Source organism: Streptomyces sp. NPDC020801 (assembly GCF_044334385.1).
Taxonomy (GTDB): domain Bacteria; phylum Actinomycetota; class Actinomycetes; order Streptomycetales; family Streptomycetaceae; genus Streptomyces.
On record NZ_JBIRST010000005.1, the window covers coordinates 256,100 to 278,277 of the forward strand.

The 22,178-nt window shown below is 72.9% G+C and carries 18 protein-coding genes; 12 read left to right on the plus strand and 6 right to left on the minus strand.

All coding sequences use genetic code 11. The features are described 5' to 3' along the window. Nucleotides 1–168 precede the first annotated feature (168 nt). From ACH4UM_RS13155 to ACH4UM_RS13165, 3 genes are all read left to right on the plus strand, one after another. On the plus strand, nucleotides 169–1,530 hold the full coding sequence (locus tag ACH4UM_RS13155; protein ID WP_398177183.1) for a wax ester/triacylglycerol synthase family O-acyltransferase: 1,362 nt from the start codon (nucleotides 169–171) through the stop codon (nucleotides 1,528–1,530). Nucleotides 1,531–2,401: 871 nt separating this feature from the next. Beyond that, nucleotides 2,402–3,901, plus strand: coding sequence for an SDR family NAD(P)-dependent oxidoreductase (locus ACH4UM_RS13160; RefSeq protein WP_398177186.1), 1,500 nt, complete (start codon nucleotides 2,402–2,404; stop codon nucleotides 3,899–3,901). A gap of 145 nt (nucleotides 3,902–4,046) precedes the next feature. Next, a complete protein-coding gene (locus ACH4UM_RS13165) occupies nucleotides 4,047–4,298 on the plus strand; it encodes a hypothetical protein (protein ID WP_398177189.1) in 252 nt (83 codons plus the stop codon). 46 nt (nucleotides 4,299–4,344) lie between these two features. On the opposite strand, the gene ACH4UM_RS13170 is transcribed toward ACH4UM_RS13165, so the two are convergent. Further along, on the minus strand, nucleotides 4,345–5,148 hold the full coding sequence (locus ACH4UM_RS13170) for an SDR family oxidoreductase (RefSeq protein ID WP_398177687.1): 804 nt from the start codon (nucleotides 5,146–5,148) through the stop codon (nucleotides 4,345–4,347). A gap of 97 nt (nucleotides 5,149–5,245) precedes the next feature. Next, entirely contained in the window at nucleotides 5,246–5,701 is a 456-nt protein-coding gene (locus ACH4UM_RS13175) for a hypothetical protein (RefSeq protein WP_398177192.1), read from the minus strand. A gap of 476 nt (nucleotides 5,702–6,177) precedes the next feature. Between ACH4UM_RS13175 and ACH4UM_RS13180 the strand changes: the two genes are divergently transcribed. Continuing rightward, entirely contained in the window at nucleotides 6,178–6,351 is a 174-nt protein-coding gene (locus ACH4UM_RS13180) for a hypothetical protein (protein ID WP_398177194.1), read from the plus strand. A 55-nt stretch (nucleotides 6,352–6,406) separates the two neighbouring features. Further along, nucleotides 6,407–6,889 (plus strand): GNAT family N-acetyltransferase, encoded by a 483-nt coding sequence (locus ACH4UM_RS13185; protein WP_398177197.1) that lies wholly within the window; start codon nucleotides 6,407–6,409, stop codon nucleotides 6,887–6,889. On the opposite strand, the gene ACH4UM_RS13190 is transcribed toward ACH4UM_RS13185, so the two are convergent. Together ACH4UM_RS13190 and ACH4UM_RS13195 are read right to left on the minus strand one after the other, a co-directional pair. Continuing rightward, nucleotides 6,886–8,250 carry an amidase gene (locus tag ACH4UM_RS13190; protein WP_398177200.1) on the minus strand — a complete coding sequence of 455 codons (1,365 nt, stop codon included), beginning with the start codon at nucleotides 8,248–8,250 and terminating at the stop codon, nucleotides 6,886–6,888. The genes ACH4UM_RS13185 and ACH4UM_RS13190 overlap by 4 nt on opposite strands. Before the next feature lie 320 nt (nucleotides 8,251–8,570). Continuing rightward, on the minus strand, nucleotides 8,571–9,629 hold the full coding sequence (locus tag ACH4UM_RS13195; RefSeq protein WP_398177203.1) for a LacI family DNA-binding transcriptional regulator: 1,059 nt from the start codon (nucleotides 9,627–9,629) through the stop codon (nucleotides 8,571–8,573). A gap of 220 nt (nucleotides 9,630–9,849) precedes the next feature. Here ACH4UM_RS13195 and ACH4UM_RS13200 point away from each other — a divergent pair, with 220 nt between their 5' ends. The 7 genes from ACH4UM_RS13200 to ACH4UM_RS13230 all read left to right on the plus strand — a co-directional run bounded on the left by ACH4UM_RS13200 (nucleotide 9,850) and on the right by ACH4UM_RS13230 (nucleotide 20,032). Next, entirely contained in the window at nucleotides 9,850–11,142 is a 1,293-nt protein-coding gene (locus ACH4UM_RS13200) for an ABC transporter substrate-binding protein (protein WP_398177205.1), read from the plus strand. 6 nt (nucleotides 11,143–11,148) lie between these two features. After that, nucleotides 11,149–12,105, plus strand: a complete 957-nt coding sequence (locus ACH4UM_RS13205) for a carbohydrate ABC transporter permease (RefSeq protein ID WP_398177208.1) — start codon at nucleotides 11,149–11,151, stop codon at nucleotides 12,103–12,105. Then, complete coding sequence (locus ACH4UM_RS13210) at nucleotides 12,102–13,052, plus strand: carbohydrate ABC transporter permease (RefSeq protein WP_398177211.1); 951 nt, start codon at nucleotides 12,102–12,104, stop codon at nucleotides 13,050–13,052. Before ACH4UM_RS13205 ends, ACH4UM_RS13210 begins: the two co-directional genes overlap by 4 nt. A 35-nt stretch (nucleotides 13,053–13,087) precedes the next feature. Beyond that, the gene (locus ACH4UM_RS13215; RefSeq protein ID WP_398177214.1) at nucleotides 13,088–14,344 is read left to right on the plus strand and encodes a glycosyl hydrolase; all 1,257 of its coding nucleotides are present in this window, start codon (nucleotides 13,088–13,090) and stop codon (nucleotides 14,342–14,344) included. After that, complete coding sequence (locus ACH4UM_RS13220) at nucleotides 14,341–16,419, plus strand: endo-beta-N-acetylglucosaminidase (protein ID WP_398177217.1); 2,079 nt, start codon at nucleotides 14,341–14,343, stop codon at nucleotides 16,417–16,419. The genes ACH4UM_RS13215 and ACH4UM_RS13220 overlap by 4 nt, the downstream gene beginning before the upstream one ends. Nucleotides 16,420–16,454: 35 nt before the next feature. Beyond that, nucleotides 16,455–19,475 carry an alpha-mannosidase gene (locus tag ACH4UM_RS13225; RefSeq protein WP_398177220.1) on the plus strand — a complete coding sequence of 1,007 codons (3,021 nt, stop codon included), beginning with the start codon at nucleotides 16,455–16,457 and terminating at the stop codon, nucleotides 19,473–19,475. A gap of 89 nt (nucleotides 19,476–19,564) precedes the next feature. Further along, nucleotides 19,565–20,032 (plus strand): DUF4231 domain-containing protein, encoded by a 468-nt coding sequence (locus ACH4UM_RS13230; RefSeq protein WP_398177223.1) that lies wholly within the window; start codon nucleotides 19,565–19,567, stop codon nucleotides 20,030–20,032. A gap of 97 nt (nucleotides 20,033–20,129) precedes the next feature. Here ACH4UM_RS13230 and ACH4UM_RS13235 read toward each other — a convergent pair whose 3' ends face one another. Then, entirely contained in the window at nucleotides 20,130–20,537 is a 408-nt protein-coding gene (locus ACH4UM_RS13235) for a DUF3224 domain-containing protein (protein ID WP_398177226.1), read from the minus strand. A 94-nt stretch (nucleotides 20,538–20,631) separates the two neighbouring features. Next, nucleotides 20,632–22,053: a lipase maturation factor family protein gene (locus tag ACH4UM_RS13240; protein ID WP_398177228.1), complete on the minus strand. Its 1,422-nt coding sequence runs from the start codon at nucleotides 22,051–22,053 to the stop codon at nucleotides 20,632–20,634. Nucleotides 22,054–22,178 lie beyond the last annotated feature (125 nt).

Sequence of the window (22,178 nt, forward strand, 5' to 3'; positions counted from 1 at the left end):
CCGGGGCGACCGTGAACGCCCCGGCCCCAACCGCCCCTGGTGTCTCACTGCTTTCACCAGGACGGGACTTAATCTGTTGTTAACTGAGCGTAGCTTGATCGTACTTGACCGTAATCGGTCGAGGGCGCTTGACTGCAAACTCATCCACCGTCGACGCGAGGCAAGCCATTGACTGCTGACCTGCTCGCTCCTCTCGACCTGGCGTTCTGGAACATCGAGTCGGCCGACCATCCGATGCACCTCGGGGCGCTCGGGGTCTTCTCGGCCCACTCGCCCACCGCCGGCGCACACGCGGCCGACCTGCTCGCCGCCCGCGCCGCCGCCGTGCCCGGACTGCGCATGCGCATCCGTGACGTGTGGCGGCCGCTCGACCTGCGCCGGCCCCTCGCCCACGCCCTGCGCCAGCCGCTCGGGTTCGGCGGCGCCACCCGGGAGCCCGACCCCTGTTTCGACCCGCTCAACCACGTCCGGCTGCACGCCCCGGCCACGGACTTCCACCGCGCGGCCGGCCGGCTCATGCAGCGCCCGCTGGAGCGCAACCGGCCGCCCTGGGAGGCCCATGTACTGCCGGGCGAGGACGGCGTCTCCTTCGCGGTGCTGTTCAAGTTCCATCACGCCCTCGCCGACGGACTGCGCGCCCTGACCCTCGCCGCGGCGATCCTGGACCCGATGGACATGCCCGAGCCCCGGCCCCGCCCCGCCGAGCCCGCGCGGGGACTGCTGCCCGACGTGCGCAGGCTGCCCGGGCTGGTGCGCGGCGCGTTGTCCGACGTCGGGCGGGCCCTGGACATCGGCGCCTCCGTCGCCCGCTCCACCCTCGCCACCCGGCCGGTGCCCGCGCTCACCGCGGAGCCCACCGGCACCCGCCGCACCGCCGGCGTGGTCGTCGACATCGACGACGTGCACCTGGTGCGCAAGGCCGTGGGCGGCACCGTCAACGACGTGCTGATCGCTGTCGTCGCGGGCGCCCTGCGCCGCTGGCTCGACGAGCGCGGCGACCGCAGCGACGGCGTGGCGCCCCGCGCCCTGATCCCCGTCTCCAGGCGCCGCCCGCGCACCGCCCACCCACAGGGCAACCGGCTCTCCGGCTACCTGATAGAGCTGCCCGTCGGCGACCCGGACCCACTGCGCCGCCTCGGCGCCGTCCGCACCGCCATGGACCGCAACAAGGACGCCGGCCCCAACCGGGGCGCGGGCGCCGTCGCGCTGCTCGCCGACCATGTGCCGGCCCTCGGTCACCGGCTCGGCGGGCCGATCGTCGGCCAGGCCGCCCGGCTGTGGTTCGACATCCTTGTCACCAGCGTGCCGCTGCCCGGCATCGGCCTGAAGCTCGCAGGCCACCCGCTCACCGCCGTCTACCCCTTCGCTCCGCTGGCCCGCGGTCAGTCGCTGGCGATCGCGATCTCGACCTACCGCGGCCAGGTCCACTACGGCCTCGTCGCCGACGCGAAGGCAGTGCCGGACCTGAACCGGCTCGCCCGCGCCGTGTCCGAGGAGGTGGAGACGCTCATCACCGTCTGCGGCCCCTGATCACGGCCGCTCCGGAGGGTCCGGCGGATCTGGAGGCGCACCGGCCGCCGCACCGGCTCCGGCCGCCCCCGCGGCTCCGGCGCCCGCGCCCTCCCGGGTCCCGGGGTTCGGGTGCCGGGGACTCGGCGTTCGGGGGCCAGGGTCTCGGGATTCGGTGGCCGGGGGCTCGGGATTGGGGGCCAGGGTCTCGGGTCTCGGGTCTCGGGATCGCGGGGTTCGGTGGCCGGGGTCTCGCGGTCCCGGGGGTCCAGGGGTCCCGGCTCCGGGGTCCGGCGGGCTCCGGCGGTCCGGCGGTCCGGCGGTCCGGCGGTGCGGCGGTGCGGCGGGTCCGGTGGTCCGGGCGGTTCCGGCGGGCCCAGTGGTTCCCGTGGCTCTGTCGGCCCCGCCGGTTGATCCGGTGGGGATCGGCGCCGGCGGATGGCCGGGGGTCCGGCGGTCCGGCGGTGCGGCGGGTCCGGGGGCGGCCCCGGGGCCCGGGTGGCCGGGGGCTGGCGGTCCGGTGGGTCCGGCGGTCCGGGCGGTTCCGGCGGGCCCAGTGGTTCCCGTGGCCCTGTCGGCCCCGCCGGTTGATCCGGTGGCGGCCGGTACCGGCGGATGGTCCGGGTCCGGGCGGCCCGGTGGTCCGGTGGCTCCGGTGGTTGATCCGGGAGGGGGAGGGCGGGCGCGGGCAACGGCGGCTGATCGGAGGCCGGGCGCGGGTACCGGCCGGTGATCGGGGGCCGGGCGGGGGCGTCTGTGGACGGCCCGGGGCTGCCTGCGGGCCCCGGTCACGGCGCGTTTGGCTCCGGGCCCCGGCGCTGACGTAAAATTCCGCGTTCGAAAGCGGGCGCGAGTCGGCGCGCTGCGCGGGTGACCAGGGAACGGCAGCGCGATGACGGTGACAGACGACGGCTCCATGGCCACGGACGAGGTGGCGTACGGGCCGGGCGACGAGGCGGCATACGGGCCCGGTATCGAGCCCGAGCGCCTCGCCGTGTGCCTCAGCGTGCTCGAGGAGCTCGACCGGATCGGCGTGGACCACCCGGACGCCGTCGCGGTGCGCCGGGCCACCGCGCACATCTACCGCATGGTCAAGCAGCGCCGCCGCCAGGAGCGCAGGGCGGCCAAGACGGCCCACGACCGAGCGGTCACCGAGGCCACCGCCACCGGGTCCGCCCAGCGCATCGACGACGAGACGGAGGGCATCCTGCCCTCGTCGGCGACGGCGGAGGGCCAGATCGCCGGCATACTCCAGCGCCCGCGCTCCTGCTACACCTGCAAGACCCGCTACGTGGAGGTCGACTACTTCTACCACCAGCTCTGCCCGGGATGCGCCGGCGAGAACCGCGCCCGCCGCGACGCCCGCGCCGACCTGACCGGCAGGCGCGCCCTGCTCACCGGCGGCCGCGCCAAGATCGGCATGTACATCGCGCTGCGACTGCTGCGCGACGGCGCCCACACCACGATCACCACCCGGTTCCCCAGTGACGCCATCCGCCGGTTCAAGGCTCAGCCCGACAGCGACGAGTGGATCCACCGGCTGAAGATCGTCGGCATCGACCTGCGTGACCCGGCCCAGGTGGTCGCCCTCGCCGACTCGGTCGCGGCCGAGGGCCCGCTGGACATCCTGATCAACAACGCCGCCCAGACCGTACGCCGCTCCCCGCAGGCGTACAGCGAGCTGGTCGCCGCCGAGTCGGCCCCGCTGCCGGCCGGTGAGCTGCCCGCGGCCGAGGTGATCGGCACCTTCGGCTCCGGCGCGGTGGCCGCGCTGCCGGTGGCGGGCGGCGGCGCGCTCACCGCCCAGGACGTCACCGGCCTGGCGCTGGTCTCGGGTTCGGCCTCCCTGGAGCGGATCGCTGCCGGCACGGCCATCGACGCGGGTGGGCTCGTACCCGACCTGCACCACACCAACAGCTGGATCCAGACCGTGGACGAGGTGACGCCGGTCGAGCTGCTCGAGGTCCAGCTCTGCAACTCCACGGCCCCCTTCATCCTGATCAGCCGGCTGCGCCCGGCGATGGCGGCCTCCGCGGCCCGCCGCACGTACATCGTCAACGTCTCCGCCATGGAGGGCGTCTTCAACCGCGGCTACAAGGGCGCCGGCCACCCCCACACCAACATGGCCAAGGCCGCCCTGAACATGCTCACCCGCACCAGTGCCCAGGAGATGTTCGAGCAGGACCGCATCCTGATGACGGCCGTCGACACCGGATGGATCACCGACGAACGTCCGCACCCCGACAAGGTCCGCCTCGCCGAGGCCGGCTTCCACGCTCCGCTGGACCTCGTCGACGGCGCCGCACGGGTATACGATCCGATTGTGCGCGGTGAGCAGGGCGAAGACCTCTACGGCGTCTTCCTCAAGGACTACGCGCCCGGGAAGTGGTGAGCGGGCACCCCGTGCGGGGGGCCACCCCGGATGAGGGGGTACTCCGTATGAGGGGTACCCGGCGCAAGGGGTTCCCTCCGACCGGTGGCCCCGTCCACCGCCGCGGTCCCGCGCTCTGGTGAGGACGCGCACACCGGGAGTTGTCATGGCGAGTGCACATTTCACCGATCCGAGCTTCATCGATCCGCGCAGCTCCGAGGATCCGCGCAACCTCTACCAGAGCGACGAGGAGTTCTACGCCGGCGACCGTCCCGAGCACCCCGATCTGCCCGAGGACCGGCCGCGCGGCGGCGAACCCGGCACCTTCTCGCTGCGGCACAGCGGGACCTGGGGGACGGTGGCTTTCGTCGTCTGCGTCATCCTGCTGATCATGCTGGGGATCGCACTGTTCCCCTGAGCGGACACCCCGTCCGGAGGGCCGCGCGGCCGGCTCCCGGGCCCCGTCAGGAGTGGGGCGTCCGTGACCGCAGCCGTTCGTGGACCGCGTACTCGCCCGCGGGGTACGCGGCCCGGACGCTGGTTCCCCCGTCCACGAGCAGATCGGCCCCGGTGACCCACTCGGCCGCGTCGGACAACAGCCACAGCACGGCCCGCGCCACGTCCCCGGGCTCCCCGATCCGTCCGAGCGGCAGCCCGGCGGCCACCCGCGCCTCGTCCGGCTCCCACACGAACCGTGCCATCCCGGTGCGGACCAGTCCGGGGGAGACGGAGTTGACCCGCACCCGCGGCGCGAGTTCGCCGGCCAGCTGCCGGGTCAGATGCAGCAGGGCCGCCTTGCTGGTGCCGTAGGCCCCGACGTTCGGCCCGGCGTGCGTGGCACCTTCCGTGCACACGTTGACCACCGCGCCGCCGTGCTCCGCCAGCCACGCCCGCCACGCGCACTGCACGAGCCGCAGCGGCGCCTCGACGTTGACCGCGAACGCCTCCCTCCATGCCTCCGGGTCGGCGTCCATGAGCGGGCCGTAGGGCTGGTTGGTCGCCGCGTTGTTGACCACGGCGTCGATCCGGCCGAACTCGCGCAGTGCCAGATCGGTCAGCGCCCGCGCGTGGCCGGGCGCGGCGACGCTTCCGGCCAGCCCGACGCCGCCCAGCTCCCGCGCGGTGCGCCGCACCTCGCCGGTGTCGCGCGCACTCACGCACACCAGCGCCCCGGCGCCGGCGAGCGCCCCGGCGACCGCCCGGCCGATGCCGCGGGTGGCTCCGGTGACGATGGCGGCCCTGCCCTGCAGTCCGTGGGACGACGTCACCGGCGTACGGTCCCACACGGAGCGTGCGACGGCCATGCCCGCGACGGAAGAGCGCGTACGCGGTCGGCCGAACAGTCGTCCTGAATCTGACGCAACGTCAGTCAACAGCTCCCAGGCGGGAGTTGCGTGCCGCGACTAGTTCCAGGACGGTCCGCCAGTCCTCCAGGACCCCGGCGTCAGGGCCGTCGGTGCGGGCCTCCTCGTCCGCCTGGCGCAGGGCCTGGGCATCCTCGTCGTGCGGGTGCCCGCCGTGGCCGGCCGCCTGCTGCCGGACGAGGCGGGAGACCCGCTCGCCGAACAGGCCGTGCACCGCGTCGGCCGCGCGGTCCGCGAAGCCGTCCCCGGCGCCGGGCCCCAGCAGCCGGCCGATGTCGTGGACCAGCCCCGCCACCTGGAGCTCCTTGTCGGCGGGACGGCGCCGGCGCAGCAGTGCGGCGGTGCGCAGTGCGTGGTCGTACGGGTCGGCCCGGCGGCCGTGCCGATCCGGCGGCACCGTGTCGCCCCGGCAGGTGTACAGCAGGTCCATCAGCTCCTCGACGCTGCGCAGCTCCATGCGTCAGTCCTCCCGCGAGACAGCCGTTGCGGTAGGTCAGCAGATCATGGCGAGCTTGCGGCTCAGCCAACGGGACCTGAACTGCACGGCCTTCGCGGCCACCGTGCGGGATGGTCCCGGGTCGTGGCTGCCGTAGCCCGGACGGGTGAATCCCCGACGGCGGGTAATGCGACAAATCAGCTCATCAGTGGCCCAATCAACACGTCCGACTCCAGATAGTTACCTGGACTTTGCAGCCCCATCGAGCGGGGGCCCGCTCATTTGGTTAATCTGGAGCGGACGGACAGCACCAAGGGGTTCCATCCACACCCATGGTCCGTCCCGGGGCAAGCCGGTGCACAACGGCCTGCTCGGACTTGAGTTGCCGGCGCCACCGCGTCCGACCTGCCTTTGACCCAGACCCGAGCGGGCGTCAAGTGCCGGAACGCAGACTGGCCGAGGCGCCCTGAGGGTGACCGACACATAAGGAGTGCGCGGTGACACCGGAGAAGACGAATCGCGAGCAGCGCCCCAAGGAACGTACGGAGCGCGCGGGCCGACGGTCCGGGGACCTCGGCAGCCTCGAGGTGTGGGCGCGGTCCGCCCCGATCCGCCTGGCGGGCTACGAGGACGACCTCGCCGAGCCGCACATCCTGCCCAGCGTGGACTGAACCGGCAGGAGCGCATCGCGATCGCCGACGGCATGGGCGTGCGAGACTCGCGCCCATGCTGATCAGAGAAGCCGCGGCCGAGGACTGGCCGCGGATCTGGCCTTTCTGGCACCGGATCGTCGCCGCCGCCGAGACCTACGCCTGGGATCCGGACACCTCCGAGGAGGACGCCCGGGCGTTGTGGATGAACCCGGCCAAACACGTCTACGTCGCCGAGGACGAGACCGGCGACATCGCCGGTTCCGCCTACGTCACCCCCAACTACGGCGGCCCCGCCGCCCGTATCGCCAACGCCGGCTTCATGGTCGACCCCGACCACGCCGGCCGGGGCATCGGCCGCGCCCTGGCCGAACACGTCCTCGCGGCCGCCGTGGCCGACGGCTACCGCGGCATGGTCTTCAACGCCGTCGTGGAGACCAACCCGGCCGTGCGGCTGTGGACCTCCCTCGGCTTCCGTGTCCTCGCGACCGTGCCGGAGGCGTTCGACCATCCCCGGCACGGCCTCGTGGGACTGCACATCATGTACAAGGCCCTCTAGGACCCGCTCCCCGCTCCCTGGTCCAGGCCGGCCGTCCGCCGCCACGGGCGCAGCCGCTCGATCTGCTCCGCCAGGTCCAGCAGCACCGCCTCCGAGCCGGGACGGCCCACCAGTTGCACCGCGCAGGGGGCGCCGGAGGGCAGCTCGCCGAACGGCACCGACATCGCGGGCCAGCCGGTCAGGTTCCACGGCGGCGTCATCGGCGAGTAGTTGGTGTTGGCCAGCACATTGCGCAGCCAGCCCCGCTCGTGCCAGGGCCCGGCCTTCGGGGAGCGGCGGGCCAGGGCCGGAGTGAGCAGCACCTCGTGCTCGGCGAAGAACGGCTCCAGCCGCCTGCGCAGCTTCTCCCGCTGCGCACCCGTGCGCACCCCGTTCAGGAACCGCCGCCCCACGGCGGCGTGCACGCGGGTCCGCCGGGCCAGCCGGCGCGGGTCCAGGTCCGCCGCGTCCACGGCCGTGCCCGCCGTCCAGTGCTGCAGGGCGGTGACCCCCAGCGACACCGGATACTGCGGCTCGGCGCGCCGCAGGCGGTGACCGGCCCCGGCAAGCAGCCTCGCCGCCTCCCGCACGGCGGTGGCGTACGGCTTGCTCACGGTGGTCCCGGCGAGCGGGCTGCGCAACGACACGGCGATGGTGTGGGCGGTGTCCGGCGTGCCGCGGGCCGCCTCGGTGTCCGCCAGGACGGAGAGCATCAGCCGTGCGTCCTCGACGGTCGTGGCGAGCGGCCCGTTCTCCGACATGCCGAACCAGTCGCCGTCGCTGATCCCCGCGGGCACCACCCCGTGACCCGGCTTGATGGTGACCAGGCCGCAGTTGGCGGCGGGGATGCGCAGGGAGCCCATGCCGTCGTTGCCGAGGGCGATCGGCACCATCCCGGCGGCGACCGCCGCGGCGCTGCCGCCCGAGGAGCCGCCCGCCGTGCGGGTGATGTCCCACGGGTTGCGGGCGACGCCGTGCACGCCCTCCGTGGTGCCGAAGACGCACAGTTCGGGCACGTTCGTCAGCCCGACCACCACCGCGCCCGCGGCTCGCAGCCGGGCCACGGTGACATGGTCCTCGGCGGCCGGGGTGTCCGGGGTCGCGGCCGAACCGATCCGGTTCGCCTCGCCGCGCACCGCGAGGTTGTCCTTGACGGCCACCGGCACGCCCGCGAGGGGCAGTTCGCCCAGATCGGCCCGGGCCCCGACCTCCTCGGCCTCGGCGAGGGCGGCCTCGGCGCGCACGGTGCGAAAGGCGCCGACACGGCCGTCCAGCCGCTCGATCCGGGCGAGATGCTCGGCCACCACCTCGCGGGGAGTGGCCCGCTTCTCGCGTACGGCGGCGGCGATCTCGGCGGCGCTGAGGCCGACCCAGCTGGTCACGGGCGCTCCTCGGGAGGGGGCGGGCAGGTTCGTACTCGCGAGTACGTAGGGAGAACTGTGCCCCGGCGCGGGCCCGGCGTCGAGAGGCCCGGAGGCTTGTGTCCGCCTCCGCCGCCACCGGGGCCCGCGCGGGCGTCTGCCGGAGGGGGACGTCCGCGAGAGGTCCGCGAGAGCGGAACTTGAGGGGAGGGAGCTTCGCCACGCCGCGACGGCGCTGCGGGCCACCCCGCGGCGGAGGCGATGAAGGAGGCGAGGGCGCACCCCGGGGCGCGTGGACCGACTCCTCGCGCCCAGGACGGCGTCGCCCGCGCCGAGGCCGGTCAGCCGGGCCGCCCGGAGGCGCGCGGCGCCCCCGTGCTCCCGCGCTCGACCAGCCGCGGCACCGGCACCCGCACCGTACGGGCCGGGCCGCCGTCCAGCAGGGCGGTCAGTTCCCGTGCCGCCGTACGGCCGAACTCCACACTGTCCCGGGACAGCGCGGACAGTCCCGGCTTGACCATGCGGCACAGCGCCGAGTCCTCCCAGGCCACCACGGACACGTCCGCCGGCACCGAGTGGCCGAGCTCGGCCGCGGCGGCGACACCGGCGACGGCCATCACGTCGTTGTCGTAGATCAGGGCCGTCGGAGGAGTGCCGGAAGCAAGGACCCGGCGGGTGACGGCGGCGCCCTCGGCGTCGGAGTAGTCGGTGGTCACCGACTCCACGCCGGTCAGCCCGCGCCGCTCGGCCTCGGCGCGCAACGTGCGGATCCGGCGCTCGGTGTGGGCGAGGCCGGGCAGTCCGGCGATGTGCACGATCCGCCGGTGACCCAGCGCGTACAGCCCGTCCACCACCGACGCCATCGCGCCCGCGTCGTCGGCCCACACCGTGGACAGCCCGGGGTGCCGCTCGTCCGGGGCGCCGCCGATCACCACGGCGGGCAGGCCGAGTTCGTCGAGCAGGCCGGGGCGCGGATCGTCGGTGCGCGGGTCCGCCACCAGTACGCCGTCCACCCGGTGTTCGGCCCACCACCTGCGGTACACCGCGCACTCGTCGACGACGTCCTCCACCACCTGGAACAGCAGGCCCAGATGACGCTCCGCCAGTACCTCCTGGATGCCGGAGACGAGCTGCAGGAAGAACGAGTCGACGCCGAGCGTGTCCGCGGGCCGCGCCAGCACGAAGCCGACCGTCGCCGCGCCCTCCCCGGACAGCGCGCGGGCCGCTGTACTGGGCCGCCAGCCCAACTGCTCGGCGACCCGCCGCACCCGGTCGCGGGTGACCTCGGAGACACCCGGGCGGCCGTTGAGTGCGAAGGAGACCGCGCTCTCGGAGACACCGGCGCGGCGCGCGATGTCCTTCATCGTCGGCCGGCGTGCCGGAGACCGCTTGGCCGGCATGGTGTTCCTCATTTCTCCGCCAGGGCGGCTAAAGCGCTTGAGTGATCGAAGACTAAAGCGCATTAGTGGCGGCTGGCAAGTTTCCGCTCAAACGCTTTTGACCTGCACTAATGTAGCGCTGATTTCTTTAGCTCGGGTGAATCCATTGACTTTCTCCCAATGCGGCGGGCATGGTCACTGCCGACCCCAGCCGCCGACGCCCCGAGGGAGCCGTGTCACCGTGCCCACATCCCACAGAACACTCGCCGTCGCCGCCGTCGCCGTCCTCTGTCTGCCGCTGAGCGCCTGCGGCTCCTCGGACGGCACGGGCGGCTCGACGGACGCCTCCGGCAAGGTCGAGGGCGACATCACCTTCCAGACCTGGAACCTGCGCGCCAACTTCAAGTCGTACTTCGACGGTCTGATCGCCGCCTTCGAGAAGAAGTACCCGGGCACCCATGTGAAGTGGGTCGACCAGCCCGCCGAGGGCTATGCCGACAAGATCAGCGCGGACGCCGCGGGCGGCACCCTGCCCGACGTCGTCAACGTCTCCCCGGACCTGGTCGCCCCGCTCGCCAGGGCGGGACTCGCGCTCGACCTGGACAAGGCCGCCGCCACGTACCGGAAGGAGTACCTGCCCGGCGCCTGGGCCAGTCACGAGATACCGGGCATGCGGGGCACCTACGCCTTCCCCTGGTACCTGAACACCGGCCCGCTGTTCTACAACAAGTCCCTGTTCGGGAAGGCAGGGCTCGACCCGGCCAAGCCGCCGACGACGTACGGCGAACTCTTCGCCGACGCCCTGACGATGGCCCGGAAGTCGGGCGGCCAGGTCGCCACCCTCGCCAACGTGCCCACCATCGAGGACTTCGGCCGCTACGGCGTCCCCCTGATGAACAAGGAGGGCACCGCGTTCGCCTTCAACGACCCCAAGGGCGTCGAACTCCTCACCAGGTACAAGCAGTTGTACGACGCCAAGGCCCTCGACCCGCAGGCGCTGACCGCCACCCCCGAGTCGACGGGGAAGAAGTTCCTCACCGGGGCCGTCGCCATGAACCCCGGCAGCGCCCTGGACCTGGACAACTTCAAGGAGCAGGCGCCGAACCTCTACAAGAACATCGGCATCACCGACCAGATCACCAGCACCGGACACGTCAACATGTACGTGATGGGCGTGATGGTGAACTCCCGCACCAGGCACACGCCCGCCGCGGTCGCCTTCGCGCACTACGTCACCGACGCCGCTCACCAGATGTCGTTCGCCAGGAAGGTCGCCATCTTCCCGAGCACCGCCGGCTCCCTGGACGACCCGTACTTCACCAAGGAGGACGGCACCGACGAGACCCGGGTGCGCGTCGCCGCCGCCAAGTCCCTGAAGAACGCGGTCAACTACACGCCCGTGCTGTTCAGCGACCAGATGAAGACGGAGCTGCGCAACGAGGTCGCCAAGGCGCTGCAGGGCAAGGAGAGTCCCGAGGCGGCTCTTGACAACGCTGTCAAGGGCTGCGACCGGCTTCTGACGCAGCAGGGATAGCGCGCCATGGCCACCTCCACCGTCTCCCGGGCGCGGCCGCCGCGCCCGGTCCGGCGCCGGGACCGGCGACCCGCGCCGCGCCGGGCGATCCGGGTGCGGCGCCAACTGCCGAGCAGCCCCTGGCTGTTGGCTGCGCCCGGCCTGCTGATCACCGGCGCCTTCATCCTCTACCCGTTCCTCTCCACGGTGATCAACGCCTTCACCGACCGCCGCACCCTGCTGCCGGGACGCTTCGTCGGGCTGGCCAACTTCCGTGAACTGCTGCACGACGACATGTTCTGGACCGGACTGCGCAACAGCGCGCTCTACGTCGTGGGCGTGGTTCCGGCGCTGGTGGTCCTGCCGCTGTTGCTCGCCCTGCTGGTGCAGAAGAACATCCCCGGTATCGCCTTCTTCCGCTCCGCCTTCTACACCCCGGTCGTCGCCTCGATCGTCGTGGTCGGGCTGATCTGGGTGTGGCTGCTGGACGAGCGCGGCCTGGTGAACTCGCTCCTGCAGTCGGTCGGGGTGGGCCGGATCGGCTTTCTCAGCGACCAGTGGCTGCTCCTGCTGAGCGCCATGGCCGTCACCGTGTGGAAGGGTCTCGGCTACTACATGATCATCTATCTGGCGGCGCTCGCCAACGTGCCGCGCGAGCTGCACGAGGCCGCCGCCGTGGACGGCGCGGGCGCGATCCGCCGCTTCCTCACCGTCACCGTGCCGGCGGTGCGCTCCACGATGGTCCTGGTCGGCGCGCTCTCCTCGGTCGCCGCCTTCAAGGTGTTCTCCGAGGTGTACCTGATGGCCGGGCCCAGCGGCGGCCCGGCGGGGGAGGACACCACCCTGGTGATGCTGGTGCAGCGCACCGGCACCGGCCTGACCGGCCGGGTCGGCTACGCCTCCGCCATCTCCCTGGTCGTCTTCGTCGTCACCGTCGCTCTGATGCTGCTCGTCCTGCGCGCCGACCGGAGGGAGGACTCGTGAGCCCCACCAAGAAGACGCCGGCCACCGGGGCGCCGGCCACCGGGGCGCCGGCCACCGGGACGCCGGCGGTCAGGACGTCGGCGCCCGTCCGCAGGCCCCGCTTCACCGACGACAACGGCCGCCGCATCCGGGTGTGGGAACTCGTCCTGCGCTACGCGCTGCTGCTCGCCGTCCTCGCCCTGACCGTCGGCCCCTTCCTGTGGCAGCTGTCCACCTCGCTCAAGGGGCCGGCCGAGGACATCTTCAGCTCCCCGCCGAGGTTCCTGCCCGGCCATCCCACCCTGCACAACTACGAGCGGGTGTCCGCGACCATCCCGGTCTGGGACTACGCCCTGAACTCCCTGAAGGTCGCCGCCGCCAACGTCGTGACCAACTGCGCCGGCTCGGCGCTGGCCGGCTACGCCCTGGCCCGGCTGCGCTACCGGGGCCGGCGCGTGGCCACCCTGGTCTTCGTCCTGGCGATGCTGGTGCCCGTGGAGGGCATCGTCATCGCCCAGTTCACCACCATGCGCGAACTCGGCCTGAACAACACCCTCGTCGGCGTGGTGCTGCCCGGCGCCATCGGCGCCATGAACGTCCTGCTGATGCGCAACGCCTTCCTCAACCTGCCCTACGAGATCGAGGAGGCCGCCTACGTCGACGGCGCCAACGTCTGGCAGCGGTTCCTGCGGATCGCGCTGCCCTCGGTCAAGGGCACCCTCGCCGTCGTCGCGATCTTCGCGTTCATGGGCGCCTGGGACGACTTCCTCTGGCCGCTGATCGTGCTCAGCGACCCGTCCAGGTTCACCCTGACCATCGGCCTCAACTACCTGCACGGCACCTTCGCCAATGACGAACGCCTCGTCGCCGCGGGCACCGTCATCGCCGTGGCGCCGCTGATCGCCCTCTTCGCCTGCCTCCAGCGCTACTTCTTCCGCGGGGTCGGCGAGGGCGCCGTCAAGGGCTGACCACCGAACCCGTCATCGCGTCACCAAGGACTCGCATGCCATCTGCCGTGCGCTTCGGCGTCAACTACACACCGAGCCAGGGCTGGTTCCACCACTGGCTCGACTTCGACCTCGACGCAGTACGCGCCGACCTGGACTCCATCGCCGCGCTCGGCCTGGACCACGTCCGGGTCTTCGCACTGTGGCCGTACTTCCAGCCCAACCGCACCCTGATCCGCCCCCGCGCCGTGCAGCAGCTGGTACAGCTCGTCGACGCGGCCGCCGAACGCGGGCTCGACGTCAACGTCGACGGCCTGCAGGGCCATCTGTCGAGCTTCGACTTCCTCCCGGCGTGGACCCGCACCTGGCACCGGCGCAACCTGTTCACCGACCCCCGGGTGCTCGACGGCCAGGCCGCCTATCTGCGCACCCTCGCAACCGCCCTCGGCGGCCGCCCGAACTTCCTCGGCATGACGCTGGGCAACGAGGTCAACCAGTTCTCCGCCGGACCGCACCCCGACCCCGACCGGGCCACCACCGACGAGATCGACGCCTGGCTGGAGCGGATGCTCACCGCCTGCGAGCAGGGCGCCCCCGGCAGGCTGCACCTGCACGCCGAGTACGACGCCACCTGGTACCAGGACGACATGCCCTTCACCCCGGCCCAGGCCGCCCGGCACGGCGCCGTCACAGCCGTCCACTCCTGGGTCTTCAACGGCACCGCCCAGCGCCACGGCCGTGCCTCCGTCCCGACCGAACACCACGCCGCGTACCTGATCGAGCTCAGCAAGGCCTGGGCCCACGACCCGCACCGCCCCGTCTGGCTCCAGGAGGTCGGCGCCCCCGCGCCCCTGATCCCCGCCGGGCACGCCGCCGCCTTCACGGAGGCGACCGTCGCCCACGCCCAGGACTGCCCCGACCTGTGGGGCATCACCTGGTGGTGCTCCCACGACGTCTCCCGCGACCTCGCCGACTTCCCCGAACTCGAGTACACCCTGGGCCTGTTCGACAGCGACCGGCAGCCCAAGGACATGGCGCGCGTCCTGGCCCGCGCGGCCGGCCACCCCACCTGCGCCCCCGCCCCGCGCACCACCGCCCTCGCCGTCCCCGCCGACCCGGCCGCACGCTCCCGCTGCGCCCCCGGCGGCGACGTCTTCGAGGCCTTCTTCCGGCTGACCGCCGACGGCGCCCGCCCCACCACCGTCCTCGACACCCGGACGGCCGACCGGGCCCATCTCGCCGCCCGCGGCATCACGGAAGTCGTCACGTCCGACCAGGTACTCCCCACCCCCCAAGGAGGCACCCGCACGTGAACCCCACCAGACGCACCGTCCTGCTCGCCGGGGCGGCCACCGCTGCCGCCCTGCTGCCCGGCCGGGCGACGCCGGCGGCAGCAGCCCCCGAGGCCGCCGCCGTGCTCCAGCCGTACGCCTCCTACTGGTACCCCGACTCCCTGCCCTCCGGCAGCCCGGGCACCAGCATCACCTGGCGCAGCCTCAAGACCTGGCGCCCCGCCACCGACGCGGACCTCGCCTTCAACGCCGCCTCCGTCCCGCTCGCGCCCCGCTTCACCCCGACCCCGGCCAACACCACGGCCCGCTCCGGGCAGGCCCGTATCCAGTCCCTGGTCTCCTTCGGACCCACCTCCGCCAACCCCTCCCAGGGCTCGGCCACCGCCGACTACTACGCCCTCACCCACTGGGCCTACGTCGACGAGCTGGTCTTCTGGGGCGGCTCGGCGGGCGAGGGCCTGATCCTCGCCCCGAACGCGCCCGTCGTCGACGCGGCCCACCGGCACGGCGTACCCGTCCTCGGCAACGTCTTCCTGCCGCCCACCGCCTACGGCGGCCGGCTGCGGTGGACACGGGACCTGGTGCAGAAGGACGCCGCCGGCCGCTACCCGCTCGCCGCCCAACTCGTCGAGGTCGCCGCCGCGTACGGCTTCGACGGCTGGTTCGTCAACGCCGAGACCGGTGGCGGCGACAGCGCTCTGGGCGCCGACATGCTCGGCTTCGTCGGGGAGCTGAGGAGGCTCTCCGCCGCCAGGGGCCAGCGGGTGACCTGGTACGACGCGATGACCGTGAACGGCACGGTGAGCTGGCAGGGCGCGCTGAACAGCCAGAACCAGGGCCTCTTCCAGGCCGCCGACGACATGTTCGTCGACTTCCGCTGGAGTGCCGGATCGCTCGCCTCCTCAGGCCGGAACGCGGTGCGACTGGGCCGTGGCCGCTACGAGTTGTGGGCGGGCGTCGACGTGGAGTCGAACGGGTCCAGCACCTCGGTGGACTGGGACGCGGTCGTGCCGGCCGCCCAGCCGCACGTCACCTCGATCGGCTTCTACCGGCCCGAGTGGACCCGCAACCACCTGCCCGCCGGCCACACCCCGGAGGACTTCCACGCGGCCGACGACCGGTTCTGGACCGGCCGCTCACTCGATCCCGCGCGCCCCGACGCGACCGACGGCTGGCGGGCACCCGCCGTGTCGGTGGCGGACCGGTCGACCGTCACCTCGGTGCCGTTCGCGAGCGTCTTCAACACCGGACACGGGCTGCGCTGGTACGAGGACGGAGAGGTCGCCTCCGACACCCCCTGGAACCACCTGGGCCTCCAGGACCGGCTGCCGCCCCGGCGCTGGGTGGTGCGCACACAAGGGCAGCGGCCCGCCGTCGGGTTCGACTTCGCCCACGCCTGGCGCGGCGGCAGCAGTGTGCTGGTCGACGGCTCGCTGGACGCGCCCGCCGAGGTGGACCTGTACGCGACCCGGCTGCCGATCACCAAGGACACGGCGGTCGAGCTGACCCACCGTACGGACACGGGCGCGGTCCGGGCCGAACTGGCGATCGCGACCGCCGAGCCGGGCGAGGCCGGGACGGCACCGCCGTACACGTATCTGCCCATACCCATACCCGGGGACGGGGACGGGGACGGGGACGGGGGCGTGGGCGGCTACGGGTCCGGTGGCGCGGACGGCGGCTGGCACACCGCCACCGTGCGGCTCACCACACTGACCGGGACGGTGCACGCGATCGGCGTCCGGCTCACCGCGGCCGGCGACGGCCCGGGGCCCGTGCGCTGGCGGCTCGGCGGCCTCGCCGTCCACGACACCCCCGAGACGCCGACCGCGCCTTCCGGGCTGCGGATCACCGCCGCGTCCGGCGGCGACCTGCGCCTGGCCTGGAACGCCGCCGCAGGTGCCGTACGCCACTACACCCTGCACCGCCTCCTGCCCGACGGCACGCGCCGCTTCCTCGGCGCCACCTGCCAGCGCGCGTACTTCGCCGGCGGCCTGACGCCCGCACCGGGCGAGCGGGCCGCACGGTTGGAAGTGCGCGCGGTGGGGGAGCTGTACACCTCGTCGGCCCCCGCGACCGCCACCCACCCCTGGTAACCACCCGCTGACGCACGACCTACGGAGCACCCCGCATGCATGACGACCGCAGCCTGGTCGAGGCCCGCCTGAGGCGCGTCCTGGACGAGCGCATCCGCCCCGCCGTGTACCCCGAGTCCGTTCCCCTCCAGGTGGCGGTCTGGCACGCGCCCGGCGAGCCCGTACCGGTCGCCGAGGGACTGGCCGCCGAGCCCGGGCCGATCGAGGTGGGCACCCGGTGGGGTGCTCCGTGGGGCACCAGCTGGTTCCGGGTGACCGGGACCGTGCCCGAGGAGTGGGCCGGGAAGACCGTCGAGGCCCTCCTCGACCTCGGCTTCGACGAGAACATGCCCGGCTTCCAGTGCGAGGGACTGGTCTACCGGCCCGACGGCACCCCCGTGAAGGGCCTCAACCCGCGCAACCAGTGGGTCCGCGTCGGCGGCCCCGCGGCCGGCGGTGAGGAGGTGCGCCTGCACATCGAGGCGGCCTCCAACCCCGTCGTCCTCGACTACCACCCCTTCCTGCCCACCCGGCTCGGCGACAAGGACACCGCCGGCAGCGAGCCGCAGTACACGCTGACCCGCATGGACCTCGCGGTGTTCGACGAAACCGTGTGGCAGCTGGTGATGGACCTGGAGGTGCTCGGCGAGCTGATGGCCGAGCTGCCGGTGGACTCGCAGCGCCGCTGGGAGATCCTGCGCGCGGTCGACAGGGCACTGGACATCGTCGACCTGCAGGACGTCAACGGCACGGCGGAACGGGCGCGTGCCCAGCTCACGCAGGTGCTGGCCGCGCCCGCGGTCCCCTCCGCGCACCGCATCAGCGCGGTCGGGCACGCGCACATCGACACGGCGTGGCTGTGGCCGCTGCGCGAGACCGTGCGCAAGGTCGCCCGTACGACGTCCAACATGACCGCGCTGCTAGAGGAGGAACCAGGCTTCGTCTTCGCCATGTCCCAGGCCCAGCAGTGGGCGTGGATGAAGGAGCACCGGCCCGAGGTGTGGGCACGGGTGAAGAAGGCGGTGGCGGAGGGACGGTTCGTGCCGGCCGGCGGCATGTGGGTGGAGTCCGACACCAACATGCCCGGCTCGGAGGCGATGGCCCGCCAGTTCGTGCACGGAAAGCGGTTCTTCCTCGACGAGTTCGGCATCGAGAACGACGAGGCCTGGCTGCCCGACACCTTCGGCTTCGCGGCCGGACTGCCGCAGATCATCCGGGCGGCGGGCACCACGCGGCTGCTGACACAGAAGATCTCCTGGTCGCAGACGAACAAGTTCCCCCACCACACCTTCCAGTGGGAGGGCATCGACGGCACCCGGATCTTCACCCACTTCCCGCCCGTCGACACCTACAACTGCTCCATGAAGGGCAGCGAGATCGCCCACGCGGCCCGCAACTTCAAGGACAAGGGCGTCGCCCGGCACTCCCTCGCACCCACCGGCTGGGGCGACGGGGGCGGTGGCACGACGCGTGAGATGGTCGCCAAGGCGGCCCGGCTGCGCGACCTCGAAGGCTCGGCGCAGGTGGTCTGGGAGACCCCCCGGGCCTTTTTCGACAAGGCCGAGGCCGAGTACCCCGATCCGCCCGTCTGGGTCGGCGAACTCTACCTGGAGCTCCACCGGGCCACCCTCACCAGCCAGGCCAGGACCAAGCAGGGCAACCGGCGCAGCGAACACCTGCTGCGGGAGGCCGAGCTGTGGGCCGCCACGGCCGCGGTCCGCACCGGGTTCCCGTACCCGTACGAGGACCTGGACCGGATCTGGAAGGCCGTCCTGCTGCACCAGTTCCACGACATCCTGCCGGGCTCGTCCATCGCCTGGGTGCACCGGGAGGCACGGGCGACGTACGAGCGGATCGCGTCGGAGCTCGAAGGCGTCATCGAGACCGCCCAGCGCGCGCTGGCGGGCGAGGGCGCACAGCCGCTCGTCTTCAACTCGGCCCCGCACGCGCGCTCGGGAGTGCCGGCGGGCGGCGCGGGCGCGCCGGCGACCGAGGGCGGGACGGAGCTCAGGCCCCGCCGAGAAGGCGGTCACGTACTGGACAACGGCCTGCTGCGGATCGAGATCGACGCCCGGGGCCTGGTCGTCTCGGCGTACGACATCGGGGCAGACCGCGAGACGATCGCCCCCGGCGCGGCCGCGAACCTGCTCCAGCTCCACCCCGACTTCCCCAACATGTGGGACGCCTGGGACGTGGACGAGTTCTACCGCAACACGGTCACGGACCTGACGGACACCGAGTCGATGGCGGCCGGCGAGGACGGCGCGTCGGTACGGGTCGTACGGTCCTTCGGGGCCTCCCGTGTCACCCAGGTGCTGTGGCTGCCACCGGGGGAGCGGCGGCTGGTGCTGGACACCGAGGTCGACTGGCACGAGACGGAGAAGTTCCTCAAGCTCGCCTTCCCGTTCGACGTGCACGCCGAACGGTACGCCTCCGAGACCCAGTTCGGGCACTTCCACCGGCCCACCCACACCAACACCTCCTGGGAGGCGGCCAAGTTCGAGGCCTGCAACCATCGTTTCGTGCACGTGGCCGAGCCCGGCTGGGGCGTGGCCGTGGTCAACGACTCGACCTACGGCCACGACGTGACCCGTACCGTCCGCACCGGCGGCGACCGGGGTACGACGACCACGGTCCGCGTCTCCCTGCTGCGCGCCCCGCGTTTCCCCGACCCGGAGACCGACCAGGGCGTCCACCGCTTCCGGCACGCGCTCGTGCCCGGCGCGGGCATCGCGGACGCGGTCCGCGAGGGCTGGCGCGTCAACCTGCCCGAGCGCCGGGTGACCGGTGCCGGGCAGGTCGCTCCGCTGGTGACGGTGGACCAGGACGCGGTGGTCGTGACGGCGGTGAAGCTGGCCGACGACGGCAGCGGCGACGTGGTGGTCCGTTTCCACGAGGCCCACGGGGGACGGGCCCGGGCGACGCTCACGGCCGGGTTCGAGGTCGCCGGCGTCACGGTCACGGACCTGCTGGAGCGGCCCCTGCCCGACGTGCCGGCCCCGAGGTGGGACGGCGACCGGATCGAGTTGCGCCTCCGGCCGTTCGAGCTGACGACCCTCAGGCTGCGGCGCGAGTGAGGCCGGAGGGCCGGGGCGGGCCACGGCGAGCGCCCGCCGCGGACCGCCCGGCCTTTCCCGGCACGCTCCCGGGCCACGATGATGTGGCGATGAGACGAAGAAGGGTCCCCGACCACTCCTGGGCCTCGGAGCCGGATCCCCTGCTGGCCCTCGCCCGGCGGGAGCTGGCGTTCTACGCACGCACCTGCGACCGGGCGCGGAGACTGCACCATCTGACCGAGCTGGGCGCGCTGGCCGCCACGTCGACCACGGTCGTCGTCGCCGCTCTGCACGCCCCCGCCTGGGTGACCGCGCTGATCGCGGGCGGCGCGGTCTTCTTCACGGGCATGCGGCAGCTGTTCGACTCCGGCTCGCGCTGGGTGCTGGCGGCCCGGGCACGCGAGACGCTGCGCCGGGCCATCGACCGGTATCTGCTGCTGCCCGGGCCCGAGCGCGACGCGGTGGCCCGGCAGGCGCTGCAGAGCGTGATGGAGGAGGTCGGCGCCAACGAACTGCGGGAGTGGTCCGAGGCCCAGGGGCGCCGTCCCGAGCCGCCCGTGCCCGCAGCGGGATCCTGACCCCGCTCACGCGCCGGCCGCGCCCTGACCGGTGCCCTCAGCAGGCCGAACGCGCCGCGGTCTTCGAGGAGACCGCGGCGCGCGTCCAAGGCCCGGCTCAGCCCAGTTCGTAGTCGAACCAGATCCGGTGCGTGCCGTCGGCCTCGACGGCCAGGCCGCCCGAGCCGGTGATGCCCGCCAGGTCGCCGGTGCCGCTGGCGGGCACGACGGTGAAGAACTCGGCGGTGCGGTCGGTGCCGGTCGTGGTGGCGGAGTGGACGAAGTTGAAGGTGCCCTGCCGCTCGTGCAGGGCACCCTCGAAGGACTCCATGGCGACATAGGTGCCCACGCCGGACTCCTGGTCGTACGCGGCGGTGAACAGGGTCGCCGCGCGGCCGCTGACCTCGCCCTCGAAGTGCTTCTCCAGTGTGGCCACGCCCACCGGCAGGGCCGTGGAGATGTCCGGCTCCGGCTTCACTCCGGCCGGAGTGAAGGACTTCACGCTGAAGGTTCCCGTAGCTCTCATGCCCGCGACCGTATCGGAGGGCACCGACACCGGGCCCGACGTCACCCGTACCCAAGATCGCGTGAGTGCGCGGCCCGCCTGTCACCGGCCCGCGTCAGCGTCTTCCCGCCATGCCCGCCAGCCGGGTCGGCGGCAGGAACTCGCGAACGTACACGCGATCCCAGCAGGCGCCTCTCGCGCGCAGTTCGCGCCAGCTGGTGTAGCGGTAGCGGAAGAGGCGGGCGCGGACGTAGCGCGGTGGTTCGCCGGGCGGGAAGGGGGAGCGGCGCAGCAGCCTGAGGGTGTCCCGGTCGTTCTCCAGGAGCCGTTCCACCATGGCGCCGAACCAGGCGCCGGCGTACGCGGGGGACAGCGCGGCGAACCACATCAGCCAGTCCAGCCGCAGATGGTAGGGCGCGAACTGGCGCGGCCAGCGCCGTGGATCGCCGGGTTTGCCCTTGAACTCGTACTCCCGCCAGTCGGAGTCCTCGTGCGGTACGTCGTCCAGCGTGCCCTCGACCACCACCTCGTAGCGGACGCGGCTGATGCTGCCGAACGCGCCGTAGGTGTTGACCAGGTGCAGCGGGTCGAAGGAGCGGTTCATGATCTGGCGGCGGGAGAGCATGTTCACCACGGGGCGGTGGCTCAGGAACGCCACCAGCGCGGCCACGGAGAGCACCGCGACCTCGTACCACAGCGGGGTCGCGGGCACGGACGCCGGATGCGCCGGGAACCGCACCGCCGACAGCGCCAGCACGATGGTGATCCAGTTCAGCCAGGAGAAGTTGCCCGACAGCACCAGCCACAGCTGGGTGACGATCATCAGCGCGGCCCCGGCCGTGGCGATCGGCTGCGGGGTGAACAGCAGGAACGGCACCACCAATTGCGTGAAGTGGTTGGCGGCCACCTCGGCCTTGTGCAGGGGCGCGGGCAGATGGTGGAAGAACCAGCTGAGCGGGCCCGGCATCGGCTGCGTCTCATGGTGGTAGTACAGGCACGTCAGCTTCCGCCAGCACGCGTCGCCGCGCAGTTTGATCAGCCCCGCGCCGAACTCCACCCGGAAGAGGATCCAGCGCAGCAGGAACAGCACGACGACCGGCGGGGCCACCTCGTCGTTGCCGAGGAACACGGCGAGGAACCCGGTCTCCAGCAGCAGCGACTCCCAGCCGAAGCCGTACCAGGTCTGCCCGACGTTGACGATCGACAGGTACAGCGCCCAGGGGACGGCCCACAGCAGCATGCCGCCCCACAGCGGCAGTTCGGAGTCCAGCCCCGCCAGCAGAGCCGCCGACGCGGCGCACCCGGACCACGCCACCGCCGCGAAGAGCCGGTCGGAGTAGCGCAGGTGGAACAGGCTCGGCGCCCGTCTGAACGGCACCCGCTCCACGAAGCGGGGGATCGGCAGCATGCCGCGCTCGCCCAGCAGCGCCCGGAACTGCAGGGCCGCCGTCAGGAACGCGACGAGATACACCGCGGCCAGCGCCCGCTGGAAGACCAGTCGGCTCAGCCAGTACTCGGGTGCGGTGAACCATCCCACGGCCGTGCACGCTCCTCTCCTCCATTGTGACGCCGGCCGCGGCGGGCGTGCGGGCCCGTTCGGCTTGCGTCACCTCGGTGGGCGCGGCGGACAATGGTGACGGTCCGGCTACCCCACCCCGGCTC

Excerpts from the sequence above, each read along its gene's own strand:
- ACH4UM_RS13195 (WP_398177203.1), bottom strand. The coding sequence starts at position 9,629 with ATGCCGGCCAAGCGGTCTCCGGCACGCCGGCCGACGATGAAGGACATC.
- ACH4UM_RS13230 (WP_398177223.1), top strand. The coding sequence starts at position 19,565 with ATGAGACGAAGAAGGGTCCCCGACCACTCCTGGGCCTCGGAGCCGGAT.
- ACH4UM_RS13165 (WP_398177189.1), top strand. The coding sequence starts at position 4,047 with ATGGCGAGTGCACATTTCACCGATCCGAGCTTCATCGATCCGCGCAGC.
- ACH4UM_RS13160 (WP_398177186.1), top strand. The coding sequence starts at position 2,402 with ATGACGGTGACAGACGACGGCTCCATGGCCACGGACGAGGTGGCGTAC.
- ACH4UM_RS13205 (WP_398177208.1), top strand. The coding sequence starts at position 11,149 with ATGGCCACCTCCACCGTCTCCCGGGCGCGGCCGCCGCGCCCGGTCCGG.
- ACH4UM_RS13235 (WP_398177226.1), bottom strand. The coding sequence starts at position 20,537 with ATGAGAGCTACGGGAACCTTCAGCGTGAAGTCCTTCACTCCGGCCGGA.
- ACH4UM_RS13185 (WP_398177197.1), top strand. The coding sequence starts at position 6,407 with ATGCTGATCAGAGAAGCCGCGGCCGAGGACTGGCCGCGGATCTGGCCT.
- ACH4UM_RS13225 (WP_398177220.1), top strand. The coding sequence starts at position 16,455 with ATGCATGACGACCGCAGCCTGGTCGAGGCCCGCCTGAGGCGCGTCCTG.
- ACH4UM_RS13215 (WP_398177214.1), top strand. The coding sequence starts at position 13,088 with ATGCCATCTGCCGTGCGCTTCGGCGTCAACTACACACCGAGCCAGGGC.
- ACH4UM_RS13175 (WP_398177192.1), bottom strand. The coding sequence starts at position 5,701 with ATGGAGCTGCGCAGCGTCGAGGAGCTGATGGACCTGCTGTACACCTGC.